Source organism: Syntrophomonas curvata, from assembly GCF_052976825.1.
The window spans coordinates 1,263,422-1,276,243 of record NZ_CM129641.1 but is presented as its reverse complement, the minus strand read 5'-3'; the positions used below and the strand labels follow the sequence as shown (position 1 = coordinate 1,276,243).

Annotated in this window: 13 protein-coding genes; all 13 read right to left on the bottom strand. The window is 48.0% G+C overall.

Features of this window, described 5'->3' with window-relative positions; genetic code table 11:
• Positions 1–10 precede the first annotated feature (10 nt).
• Positions 11–1,207: a radical SAM protein gene (locus ACU70B_RS05650; RefSeq protein ID WP_447185373.1), complete on the bottom strand. Its 1,197-nt coding sequence runs from the start codon at positions 1,205–1,207 to the stop codon at positions 11–13.
• 29 nt (positions 1,208–1,236) lie between these two features.
• Entirely contained in the window at positions 1,237–2,763 is a 1,527-nt protein-coding gene (gene cobA, locus ACU70B_RS05645) for a uroporphyrinogen-III C-methyltransferase (protein ID WP_447185372.1), read from the bottom strand.
• A gap of 4 nt (positions 2,764–2,767) precedes the next feature.
• Positions 2,768–3,697, bottom strand: coding sequence for a hydroxymethylbilane synthase (gene hemC, locus ACU70B_RS05640; protein WP_447185371.1), 930 nt, complete (start codon positions 3,695–3,697; stop codon positions 2,768–2,770).
• Complete coding sequence (gene hemA / locus ACU70B_RS05635; RefSeq protein ID WP_447185370.1) at positions 3,666–4,982, bottom strand: glutamyl-tRNA reductase; 1,317 nt, start codon at positions 4,980–4,982, stop codon at positions 3,666–3,668. The genes hemC and hemA overlap by 32 nt, the downstream gene beginning before the upstream one ends.
• On the bottom strand, positions 4,958–5,599 hold the full coding sequence (locus tag ACU70B_RS05630) for a precorrin-2 dehydrogenase/sirohydrochlorin ferrochelatase family protein (RefSeq protein WP_447185369.1): 642 nt from the start codon (positions 5,597–5,599) through the stop codon (positions 4,958–4,960). Before ACU70B_RS05630 ends, hemA begins: the two co-directional genes overlap by 25 nt.
• A gap of 49 nt (positions 5,600–5,648) precedes the next feature.
• Positions 5,649–5,831, bottom strand: coding sequence for a twin-arginine translocase TatA/TatE family subunit (gene tatA, locus ACU70B_RS05625; RefSeq protein ID WP_447185368.1), 183 nt, complete (start codon positions 5,829–5,831; stop codon positions 5,649–5,651).
• 138 nt (positions 5,832–5,969) lie between these two features.
• Positions 5,970–6,731 carry a twin-arginine translocase subunit TatC gene (gene tatC / locus ACU70B_RS05620; RefSeq protein ID WP_447185367.1) on the bottom strand — a complete coding sequence of 254 codons (762 nt, stop codon included), beginning with the start codon at positions 6,729–6,731 and terminating at the stop codon, positions 5,970–5,972.
• A 17-nt stretch (positions 6,732–6,748) separates the two neighbouring features.
• Positions 6,749–7,717: a polyprenyl synthetase family protein gene (locus tag ACU70B_RS05615; RefSeq protein ID WP_447185366.1), complete on the bottom strand. Its 969-nt coding sequence runs from the start codon at positions 7,715–7,717 to the stop codon at positions 6,749–6,751.
• 72 nt (positions 7,718–7,789) lie between these two features.
• On the bottom strand, positions 7,790–8,371 hold the full coding sequence (locus ACU70B_RS05610; protein WP_447185365.1) for a UbiX family flavin prenyltransferase: 582 nt from the start codon (positions 8,369–8,371) through the stop codon (positions 7,790–7,792).
• A gap of 179 nt (positions 8,372–8,550) precedes the next feature.
• Positions 8,551–9,399, bottom strand: a complete 849-nt coding sequence (locus ACU70B_RS05605; RefSeq protein ID WP_447185364.1) for a UbiA-like polyprenyltransferase — start codon at positions 9,397–9,399, stop codon at positions 8,551–8,553.
• Positions 9,392–10,840 (bottom strand): menaquinone biosynthesis decarboxylase, encoded by a 1,449-nt coding sequence (locus ACU70B_RS05600; protein ID WP_447185363.1) that lies wholly within the window; start codon positions 10,838–10,840, stop codon positions 9,392–9,394. Before ACU70B_RS05600 ends, ACU70B_RS05605 begins: the two co-directional genes overlap by 8 nt.
• 296 nt (positions 10,841–11,136) lie before the next feature.
• Complete coding sequence (locus ACU70B_RS05595; protein WP_447185362.1) at positions 11,137–11,889, bottom strand: polyprenyl synthetase family protein; 753 nt, start codon at positions 11,887–11,889, stop codon at positions 11,137–11,139.
• A 354-nt stretch (positions 11,890–12,243) separates the two neighbouring features.
• Complete coding sequence (speD, locus tag ACU70B_RS05590; RefSeq protein WP_447185361.1) at positions 12,244–12,624, bottom strand: adenosylmethionine decarboxylase; 381 nt, start codon at positions 12,622–12,624, stop codon at positions 12,244–12,246.
• Positions 12,625–12,822 lie beyond the last annotated feature (198 nt).

Genomic DNA, 12,822 nt, shown 5'->3' with positions numbered 1-12,822 from the left:
CTATCGACTCCTATTCTGCGGTTCCCCGGACCATACTCCCGGAAATCTCTTCTTCCCTCAGATAACACGCCGGATCTTCCGCCCAGAGGTCGCCATAAACAGCTCGTGCCCTTATCCGGCAGCCTGAACACAGGCTTTTGAAATCACAGGCGCCACATTTCCCCTTGACGTGTTTTTCTTTTACCCGCAGCTTTATCATCAGTTCATCATCCGAAGTCCAGATCTGACTAAACGGTTTTTCCCGAACATTGCCTACCGTATAGTCCTGCCAGAACTGGCAGGGGTGGACATTACCCTGGGGATCGACATTGGCGAATTTGGTTCCGGCTGAGCAGCCGCCGTGCATCTGCAGAAGCCGGATGATTTCGTCGGCCCGTTCCGGCTGATGCTTTTTAATATAGTTATACAGGTAAATGCCGTCGGCGTGATTGTCGGTGGTCAGAATTTCCACTTCAACTCCACGGCGGTAAAGTTCTATGGTCTTGCGGCTGACCATTTCCAGAATGGCTCTTTTCTCTTCCCGATCGGTATCAAGCTCCGCCATTTGTTCTCCCCTTCCCGCATACACCAGGTGATACATACAAAAGCGGGGTATGGATTCTCTCTCAATAATATTAAATATCTCCGGCAAGTCGGCCTGATTCAATTTGTTGACGGTAAAGCGTATACCCGTCTTAACCCCATTTTTCATGCAGGCTTTAACACCCTTTAACGCATCCGCAAAGGCTCCGGGGCGATTCCTGAAATCATCATGGGTAGCAGGGGCTCCATCGATACTGATGCCTACATATTGAAATCCGGCCTGCTTAATCTTTAGAGCCATATCGTCATCAATGAGAGTGCCGTTACTGGATATAACGGGGCGCAAACCCAGCTCGGCAGCCAATCCGCCTAATTCCATAATATCCTTGCGGATCAGGGGTTCACCGCCGGAAAAAAGCAATACCGGCGCTTTCATGGCAGCCAGGTCTTTAATAAATATTATGGCCTCTTCCGTCGTTAATTCGTTTCTGTACTGCTGATCCTCGGCATTGATATAGCAATGCTTGCAGCGCAGGTTGCAGCGGTTGGTTACATTCCATACCACCAGCGGGCGATTGCTGTCTGAAAACTGGAGCAGCTGCGGCGGCAGATTTTGCTGACCGCTGTATTTTATAACATCAGAGACGGTTGCCGTACCGCATAGTAATTTAGTACACCCAATCATATTTTATAAACCTCCCTCTCCCTGGTAAATTATCTATTACGGCTGTCATCTATAATTGCTGTCAGGAGGCCATTGATAGTATATTCCCGGGCTGTAACATCCACCTTAAAGCCGTGGGATTTGGCCGTCTCCGCCGTAACTGGCCCTATACAGGCAACCCTGGTCTTGTTATTCAGGCTTAAAACTTTATCCTTCCCCACCATTCTAACAAAATTACTGACCGTTGACGAACTGGTAAAAGTTAAGTAATCTATCCCGTCCTCAATTATTTCGGTCATTCTGGTCTTGCCTATCCGCATATCAGGTACAGACTCATAGAGTATAACTTCATTTACATGAACCCCCCACTGCCGGAGAGTCTCCGGCAATATTCTTCTGGCCCCCCGGGCACGCGGTAAAAGTACCCATTGCCCCTTTTTGACTTTGTTTCCCAGTTCCTTCAGTATGCCTTCAGCCCTGTATTCCTCCGGCACCAGGTCTACTTTGAGGCCTTTGTCCTGCAGGCTGTCTCTGGTGGCCGGGCCAATAGCGCAGAGGTTAATGCCGTGCAAGAAGCGAATATCGATGTCTTCATTTTTCATCTGCGCAAAGAATAGGTCGACAGCATTAACACTGGTAAATATAATCCAATCGTAGCTGTCCAGATGCTGATAAGCGTTGTGCAGGCCGCTGAGGTCTTCCTCCGCCTTAATAATTATGGAAGGAAACTCGATAGCCTCTCCTCCCAGTTCATTTATTTCTTCCACCAGTCGGCTGGCCTGCGCCCTCGCCCTGGTAACCACTATTCTTTTGCCCCAGAGGGGCTTGTACTCCAGCCACTTCAGTTCAGGACGCAGTTTTACTACATCGCCTACAACAATAACGGCCGGCGGCTTAAACGAAGCCTCCCTTGCCTTGATGTTTATATCTTCGAGCGTACCGGTCAGCACCTGTTGCGACGGAAGCGTCCCCCATCTGACCAGAGCTACCGGAGTGCTGCCGCTCCTACCGTTTGCTGTCAGTTGCCGGCAGATGAATTCAAGATTCTCCACACCCATCAGGAAAACCAGAGTGCCTGTACCCTGCGCGAGTTCCTTCCATTTAATTGAGCTGACCTCTTTATCCGGCTTCTCGTGACCGGTTATGATAGCCAGGCTGGAGGCAGCATCACGATGGGTAACCGGAATACCGGCATAGGCCGGTACCGCAATAGCGGAACTGATTCCCGGTACCACTTCAAAATCATATCCACGTTCCCTTATATAAAGGGCTTCTTCCCCCCCCCGGCCGAAAAGAAAGGGATCTCCCCCTTTAAGCCGTGCAACTATCTTGCCTTGGGCTGCTTTTTCGACCAGCAAAGCATTGATCTCATCCTGGGAAAGAGCATGTTTGCCAGCGATTTTCCCCACATAAATATATTCCGCTTCAGGATTGCCCAACGCCAGTATGCTGTCGCTCACCAAGCGGTCATAGATAATGACTTCAGCCTTTTCCAGTATTTTTTTCCCTTTCAGGGTAAACAGCCCGGGATCACCCGGTCCGGCTCCCACTAGATATACCAAAGCTTTTTTCCTCATTATCCTACTCTCCCGTATTCCGGATATCAGCCAGAACCTTGGCCGCACCCATTTGCAGTAATTCCAAAGCCAGTTGTTCCCCCACCAGCGAGGCTTGGTCGCAGCTGCCCCTTTTGCTGCCGCGAAATACCTGGCGGCCATCGAGAGAAGCTACCAGCCCTTCAATGAGAATGTGGTCTTTCCGAATTTCGGCATAACAGCCGATCGGCACCTGACAGCCGCCTTCCAGTACCCGTAAAAACGATCTTTCCGCCCGGGTAGCCAGAAACGTCTTATCGTGATTAATCATTTTTAGAAGCTGAAGCTTATCACTGTCTTCTTCCCTGGCTTCGACGGCTATGGCTCCCTGCCCGACCGCTGGCAATACTATGTCGCGGGGTAAAAAATCGCTTATAAGCCCTTCAAAGCCCAATCTTTTTACTCCGGCATAAGCCAGGACTATGCCGTCCAGTTTCTCTTCCTGCATTTTCCGGATACGGGTTTCCACATTACCCCGCATGTCCACCAGTTTTACATCGGGTCGCGCCCTTCTTATCTGGGCTATGCGCCGCAGGCTGGAAGTGCCTATAACAGCACCCGCAGGCAAATTTTCAAAGCTGAGACCTTCGCGCGCCAGCAAAACATCCCCGGGATTTTCCCTTTCCAGGACGGCGCCCAGACAAAGGCCATTACCCAGTGCAGAAGGTAAATCCTTCATACTGTGTACAGCCATATCGATTGAACCGTCAAGCAGTTCTTTTTCAATTTCCTTGGTAAACAGGCCCTTGTCTCCTATGCGCGAGAGGGATACATCCAGAATCTTATCCCCGGTGGTCCTGATGGTTTTAATGTCAACTCTCAGCCCGTGACATACCCTCTTAAGCTGAGCAGCCACATATTCTGTCTGCCGCAGGGCCAGCTTGCTACCCCTGCTCCCCAATATCAGATGTGCCATATTTATTCAGCTCCTCTACATCGATTTGCAGACCAAAAAGGTTTTTAACCACTTCTGCATATAAGTGCCCCTGACTGCTGCCCGCCATTTCTTTCAGGTTTATCATCGGAGAATGCAGAAGCTGGTTAATAATCGTGTTGGCCATGGAGCTGATAACTCTTTCTTCCTGTTCGGATATTTTTCCCAATCGATTAAAAGCTCTCCTGAGCTCTTTTTGCTTAATATCTTCACCACGGGCCTTTAAAGCCTTTATGACCGGAACCACATATAAACTGTCGAGCCATTGGTTGAAGCCGCTTATCTCTGCAGCAATAATCCGTTCGGCTTGACGAATAGATTTTTGTTTTTCCAGATGGTTAGCATCAACCACGTTCTGCAAATCATCAATGTCATACATAAACACACCGTCGATATCTTTTAAACCCGGGTCAATATCCCGTGGTACGGCGATATCAATCATGATTATCTTTCTTCCCTGCCGCGCTTGCAGCACCGGTCGGCAATTATCCTCACGAACCACATAATGGCTGGCAGCGGTACAGCTGATAACAATATCAGCCTCGTTCAACTCCGAAGCCAGAAGGTCAAAGCGAACTGCGCGGCCATTAAAAGCACTGGCCATAGCCAGAGCCTTGTCATAAGACCGGTTCGATACTATTACCGTTCGGATCCCGTTTTCCATCAAACACTGGGTAGTAAGTTCACTCATTTCACCGGCGCCAATCACCATTACCGTTTTCCCCTGTAAATCACCCAGTATCTGCCGGGCCAGTTCAACGGCAGTAAAGGGGACTGATAAGGGGCGCTGGTCGATTCTGGTTTCAGTTCTGACCTTCTTGCCGATGTAAATGGCTTTCAGAAATAAGGAGTTGAGCACCCCATCGGAAGCATGAGCTTGAACCGATGCCTGATAGGCATCTTTCACCTGGCCCAAAATCTGGGCTTCTCCCAGAATCATGGAGTCCAGGCCGGCTGTGACCCGAAACAGATGTGATATGGCTTGATAGCAATTGGGCTGATAAAGGTATTGCTCTAATTCTTGATTAGTCATCCCGCTGTAACCTGACATAAACTGTCTTAAAACCTTCATACCGCTTTCAATATCGCGGGAAGTTGCATATATTTCGGTACGGTTGCAGGTGGCGAGTATTACCGTTCCTTCGATTTCAGCCTGATCTTTAAAATACGCATAAGCATGGTCAAGACTAGTTCCACAAAAAGCAAACCTCTCCCGTATGCTTACTGGAGCCGTCCTGTGATTTAGTCCCGCCAGGAGGACATACATTCTTCCATCCGCTCCTTTACTCTCTCTCCATCCCCCAATTTCAGCAAATCCAGAATATCGGAATCCACTAGGGCTTGAAATACCTTCTTGCGCGTTTCTATATCAGGGATAACCTGCTTTATATAGTCGCGCTGTTCCCCCAAGATATCTACAAATTGCCCATATTCTTCACCAATAAGCTCTTCCAGTTGCTCCCGCAGTTTCCTGGCGAACATGGGGCTTTTGCCTTCAGTGGAAATCCCCACTACCAGTGAATTTCTCCGGACCACAGCCGGTACATAAAAATCGCAATTAGGCGGGTCATCAACCGCATTTACCAGAATTCCCCGTTGCCGGCATTGCTCGACAATCCCCCTATTAACCAGGACATCATTGGTGGCCACAAAAACCAAAAAAACATGGTCCAGATCGCTGTCAATAAACTCCCTGGCCTGCCAATCAATTAAGCCCTGATTGAACCACCGGCGCATGTTCTCTCCAGCTTCCGGACTAATTACCATGATATTGGCATCATAGCTGAATAAATTCTCTACCTTGCGCTCTGCTACCTGGCCCCCGCCTATCACCAGGCAATTTTTTCCGGCCAGATTGATGAATATCGGAAATAAGTGCACCATCTTTTCACCCTGCCCATTACTGTTAAAAAAAGGTCTGAACCCAGACCGGTTATTTATCCTTTTTTTCCTCCAGTTCATCAAATTCTTCTTCTTTGGCCTTCCTGAAATTCTGCAGGGCTTTGCCCAGAGATTGTCCCACCTGCGGCAGTTTTCCAGGACCTACTATTATTAACACTATGACCAGAATCAAAATTAGCTCCCAGGGGCCGAAATTTCCAATTAACCCAAACAAGATTTTCCCTCCTTTATTTAACATGACAACAGCAATTACCCGCCCTCAATTTACCCATTCTTTAGTGTAATTATGACAAAAAGCAATTGCTTTGTAAAGGACAAGCCAGATGCCCCAAATTCAGGAACAATGCGCTTTTCAATCACCGACTTCGTCGGGTTCAACCCTCACCTTCCTAGGTTTGGCAAACTTGGACACCCATATGCTAATCTCATAGAGCAGGTAAACCGGACCTGCCATCAGCATCTGCGAAATCGGATCCGGCCCCGGGGTGAGCGCTGCAGCCAACACAACAATAACCAGCAGGGCATACTTGCGATTGCGGGCCATCGCTTCGTAGCGTACAATTCCCAGCTTGCTCAGGAAAAAGACCACCACCGGCAACTCGAAAACCAGACCGAAGGGAATCGTAAATGCCAGTACAAATGAAACATACTGGTCAACTTTGAACATAGTGTCCAGATTTTCGCCGGCAATATATATGAAGAAATTTAAAACCAGCCTTAAGATCCCAAAATAGGCGAACAGGACTCCAACCGTAAACAGCCCTACTGCCAGCGGTATGAATATATAGACATACTTTCTTTCCGAAGGATACAGGGCCGGCTTCAAGAATCGCCATAGGGCCCAGACGACTATAGGAAATGCCAGAACAAAACCGCAATAAAATGACAGCTTGAGCTTGACAAAAAAGGCCTCGGTTACTCCGGTTACAATCAAGCTTTCATTTAAAGAGCGCAGAGGTAAAGTGATAACGGCTAAAATCTGTTCGCTATAGTAGAAGCAGAAAATTGCTGCGATAATAATTGCTGTCGCCCCTATTATGAGGGATGACCGCAATGCTTCCAGATGTTCGATTATGGTCTGTTTATCTTCTGCTGACAAATCGCTTAAAGCCACGTTTTATCACCTTTTTCTTAAAATTCTCGAGCCAAAACAAAATCGGCCAGATCATACAGGGTTTGTTTTACGGGTGCATCCGGGAGCAAGTCCAGTTGTTTTTGAGCTTTGAAAGCAAAATGCTGGGTAACCGAATAAGCATAATCGACGCCGTCGGAACCGCTAACAATCTCAATAATGCGCAGGGCATCCTTTATGCAGGCTTCCGGCGAAGACAGCAGCCGTGCCAATTCTTTCCGCCGGGGGTCATATCTCAAGGCATATAACGAAGGCAGGGTAATCACCCCTTGTCGTATATCACTGCCCGTAGGCTTTCCCAGCATCTTCTCATCGGCAACGATATCTAAAATATCATCCGTTATCTGGAAACCCATACCCAGATAATAACCGTATTTTCTCAGAGCCATAATTTCAGGGGCGGGAGCATTGGAAATCATCGCCCCCAACTCGCAGCTTACTGATATCAATAAGGCGGTCTTGCGTTCGATTCGGCGCAGATAGTTCTTCAGACCAAGATTGACATTATAGCAGCTCAGCATCTGTATAATTTCGCCTTCACAGATCTTCATGCTGGCCCGGGCCAAAACATCCAGCAAATCACTGCGCTGATAAGCAGATATCAATGAGAGCGCCCGGGCAAAAATATAGTTGCCGGCATATATGGATACCCGGTTTCCCCACGCGCTCTTTACGGTTTCCGTACCCCGGCGTATGGATGAATCGTCAATTACGTCATCATGAACCAAAGTCGCCATGTGGATTAATTCCAGGGCTACGGCAGCGGGAATCACCTCGTCCAACTCGTCCTGGTAGAGCTTGGCCGCCAGCAGGGCAAACGCTGGTCTTAACCTCTTCCCCCCGGCCTTAATCAAATGTACTGCAGCCTGGTTCATAAGATTTAGGGAACTATCAAGATTTCCAGCCAGGCAGGACTCGACCGTGGCCAGCTCTTTTTCAATCGGTTGAAAAAATTTCAGCTCAGGCATATATCTCTCCTCAGAGGCGCAATTAATTCTATTATAAAATCAAATGGGACAGATTCCAACAATATCTGTGTCTTAACGGTAACGTTCAAACAGGTGGTTTTCAACCTGAAATAAATCCAAAACCTTGCCTACCATAAAAGCAACCATATCATCCAGGTCTGCAGGCCGGTGATAGAAAGCTGGCATGGCCGGAACTATCTGCACGCCTATCTCTGACAGCGCCAGCATATTGCGCAGGTGTATAGTATTCAGGGGCGTCTCCCGGGGAACCAGAACCAGTTGTCTCCGTTCCTTGAGCATTACATCGGCTGCCCGGGTTATTAAATTAGCGGCGCTGCCTTGAGCAATCGCGGACAAGGTAGACATGCTGCAGGGCATAACCAGCATCCCGTCGCTGATAAATGAACCGCTGGCTACCGGGGCTGCAATATTGGTATTATCATAGTAGGACAGATTATCTCCGGGAATATGGCGGCGGAAAACCTGCTCCCGCCCGGGAGTGAAGTCCCAGCCTAATTCCTGGTCAAGCACGATGCAGGCAGCATCGCTGGCTATCAGGTGGACTTCGAAATCCCTTAACAGCAGCTCCCGGGCCATGCGAACCCCATATATCACGCCGCTGGCTCCGGTTATAGCCAGAATCAATCTCTTCAACAGCTTATCCCCCTGTGAAATTAATAACTTCCTGCTTGCGCCCGCTACCCTTCGCAGCCTCAGCCTGCAATCACGTACAGCAACGGGTAGATTCAGCCTCCTGTCCCGCCGCTGCCAGGAAGCTCTGGAGTATCAATGTGGTAGATTAATTCTAAATTATTGTTATAGTGTTTCCTGCTTCATAGAAAAATGTCCATAAGGGTGGCAATAAAAATCAGGATTCCCACATAGCGGTTTATTCTAAAGGAGGCAAAGTTTACCCGGCTCAAATCTCCCGGTTTTACAATCAGGTGCTCATAAATCAAAACCATTCCGGCCAACAGCACGCCAGCATAATAGAAAAATCCCAGTTCAAGGATTATACCGGCCATAACTAAGAAAACAACGGTACAGGCATGAAATCCGGCGGAAAAGGCCAAGGCCCCCCTTTCTCCAAAACGGGCGGGAATGGAATAAAGCTGGTGCTCCCGGTCAAACTCAATATCCTGACAGGCATACATGGCATCAAAGCCTGCAATCCAACAGGCAACCGCCAGGCCTAAAACCAGGGGCTGCAGGTCGAAGGTTCCGCTTATGGCAAACCAGGCGCCTATCGGCCCGATGCCAATAGCCAGTCCTAGAATAAGGTGGCACCACCAGGTAAACCGCTTGGTATACGAGTATACCCATAAAATCACAACTGCCAGCGGCGCCAGTTTAAAACAAAGGGGATTGAGCTCTGCCGCAGAATAAAAAAGCAGGGCCAGTGAAAGCAAAACCATAACCCATACCTTGTTAAGAGCAAGCTTCCCCGAAGGCAGCACCCAGTTGGAAGTACGGGGGTTGGCCCGGTCTATCTCCAGGTCTATCAAACGGTTAAGGCACAGCGCGGCTGTCCTTGCCCCTACCATAGCCAGAGTAATCCAGACCAGCTGGGAGACAGCGGGCATCCCTTTGACGGCCAGAAATGCCCCCAGATAAGCGAAAGGGAGCCCGAACAGCGTATGGCCAAAATCCACCATGTCCAAAACATATCTGATTCTAGTCAATGCCGTAATCACTCCATTTTTGATCCACCAGAGCAATTATTTCCTCGCTCATCCTGATATCTTCCGGCCATTCCCGGTTATGCCCCTCCGCCGGCCATTTTTTAGTAGCATCAATGCCCATCTTGGAGCCATAGAAAGGAAGCGGGGCCGAATGATCCAGCACATCCAGCGGGCCTTCCACTATCATGGTATCACGGCGAGGATCGACGTTATTAAATACCTTCCACATCACCTCGGAAACATTCTGTACGTTAACACCTTCATCCACCACCACAATGAACTTGGCAAACATCATCTGTCCCATTCCCCATAGAGAACTCATTACCTTGCGGGCATGACCGGGGAAAGCCTTTTTTATGGAAACCAGTACACAGTTATGGAAGACCCCCTCCATGGGCAAATGCATGTCCACCACTTCGGGAAGCTGAAATTTCAGCAGCGGCAGAAATATGCGCTCGGTAGCCAGAGCCATATAGCAGTCCTCCTGCGGCGGCTTACCTACGATTGTAGCCGGATAGATGGCATTTTTACGGTGGGTAATACACTTAACATGAAAAACCGGATACTCATCCGCCAGCGAGTAATAGCCGGTGTGATCTCCAAAGGGCCCTTCGATTCTCCGCTCCACCGGATCGACATAGCCTTCCAGCACTATTTCCGCATCTGCCGGCACTTCCAGATCTACGGTCCGGCAACGCACCAGGTCGACCGGTTTTCGGCGCAGGAACCCTGCAAATATAAGTTCGTCAATATCCTTGGGCAAAGGAGCAGTTGCGGCATAGGTTATAGCCGGGTCCCCGCCCAAAGCCACCGCCACTTCCGTAGCCCGGCCCCGGCTGGCATTTTTTCGATAATTAGATGCGCCGTCGTGGTGCATATGCCAGTGCATGCCGGTGGTCCGGCGGTCAAAAACCTGCAGCCGGTACATGCCCACATTTCTCTTGCCGTTTTCCGGGTCTTTGCTGTATACCTGAGGCAAAGTTATAAACCTCCCGGCATCACCGGGCCAGCACTTCAGTACCGGTATTTTGTCCAAGGAAGGATTATCATCCACTACTTCCTGGCAGGATCCGTTTTTGGCCATTCGGGGCATAAATGAAGACAGTTGGGCCAGGCGGGGTAAAATCTTTACTTTATCCAGCATTGACTGGGGTGCATTGTCGGCAATCTGAAGTATATCGATAATCTCTGCGGCTATATCATCTAATCGTTCCACCCGCAAACTCATGGCCATACGTTTTTCACTGCCAAAAGCATTCATCAGCACGGGCATGCTTGAACCCCTGACATTTTCAAACAATAACGCCGGTCCGTGCTTTTTGCTTACCCGATCGGTGATCTCCGCTATTTCCAGCTCGGAATCCACTTCTGCGTTGATTCTTCTGAGCTCGCCTTCCTTTTCCAGCCTTTGCACAAACTCATGCAAATCCTTATAAGCCATTTTTCACTCCCCCAAAACAGCGATTGAAATTATAGATGTTTACCCTGCGGGTACTTCTGATGCCCGCTGTATTACGGCTAAGATTGCGGTTTCTATCATCGTTCAACGTTTCGGCCACTGTATCGCGGTTTCAACGTTTGTTTTCCTGCTAATCTCCTTGTGGCCGGAGGCCATAACTCCAAGGCATACGCAGCCGCGTACGAAAATAGCAGGCAGAAACTTTATTGCTAAATAATTAGGGAAAACATCTGTTTTCCCCACCGGTGGATTATTTCTTTTGGCTGCCTGCTGATGTATCAAACCACGGCAAATTCTCCCAGGTCGCAGAAATGACAATGCAAATCCCGGATAGCCCTTTCCAGATTACTGTTGGCAATATTATCACGTTGGTTCAGTTTTATAAAAAGCTTCTCGCATTCATGAACATGGAACTGAGCCTGCTGTTTTAAAGACGGGTCTTGTCCCAGTTCAACCGACATGCCGAAATGAAAACCCATATTATGATATACCTTGCAGGTCTCACGGTCATAGCCTGCCAACTGGGCGGCAGTCAAAAAGGCAGTTGCATAAAACGGCGCCCTGGTTTTTTCCGCCACCTCTTCACAACTCCCGTTTAATTTATGCTTGACCAGCATTCCCTGGTTGACCTCAGCAATCATTTGGGTAAAATCGTCCACCTGGCTGTCAGCCCTGGTGTCAACCAGCGCTTTTAAAACATAGCCAAATAAATAATCGCCGATCAAAATGCTGAACTGTAACTCCTGGTCATGCTGCTGCCCTTCCTCATCGTCCTTAACCAAGGCGTGGATGCGGTGGGCCAGATAGCAGTTGCGGAAAATGTTGGACATAGCTATCGACAGCTGCCGATTATGTCCGGTGTATTTATATATGCTCATAACCACAGGGGGAAGAATAGTCCAGGTAAAATCATTCTTCAGCCTATTGACATAATTATCGATATTATCCCACCAGGGTAGAAGGCTATGCTTGAAAACCTGTTCCAGATCAGCCAGTTCAGCTTTCAAGTCCCTGGTAAAAATGAGATTCATTAGCAAAGCTGCCCCCCTCACCTAATCTTAGAGCCTATACTATCATTCTACAGAATAATGACGGTTCCTGCTCGAGAAACTTTTTTCCTTAATCCTTTGCATAATTCAGGCAGCTATGAAAAAGGCGTCAATCTCTGGTAAATATATAGAAGTGCAGATATTAAAGTGCTTTATTAAAATATTAGGTACGATAATAAATTCCACAGCATTTAAATTATAGTCACAATTGTGCAGTCAAGACAAGTAGTAATAAATAAAGCAAGGCCTTACTTGCATTTTCCAACAAATAAGGCCCACTAACCAACACTGTATTGCATTTTAAAGCGTCTTCGGTCTACTAAAATAGTATCCCTCCTAAATATTTGCCACCAAGCGCTCCTCCTGGTCTTGTATAATTCCCCTCTTTATTTCGGATGCACTCACATAATTCGCACCGAACATATGTTCCAGATACTTGCAGGCATCCCAGGGATCTACTTTTTCACCGCAGGTAAACACATCTACGGCGGCATATCCCAATTCCGGCCAGGTGTGAATTGCCAGGTGAGATTCTGATATCACAACTACTCCGCTTACTCCTTGAGGGCTAAACTTGTGAAACACAAACTCCCTAATTTCTGCTCCAGCCTCCAAAGCGGCATTGACCATGATATCCTCAACTTTTTCGATATCATTCAATACCTCGAATCGACAGCCATACAATTCGGCTAACACATGTCGCCCTAAAGACTGCAATAAATGCGCCTCCCTTCAAATTTTAGATATAATCCCAAACCTCCCTTACCCAAAAAGATACATGTAGAATTTTAGCATATTTCTGTTACATGTCAATGATTTATAATACAATCCATATTAGAAAAGCAGCGCAGCATAGATCGCATTATTGCGATTTAAAACCTGCCGGTTAAACTATAATATATACTTATGCAGGAA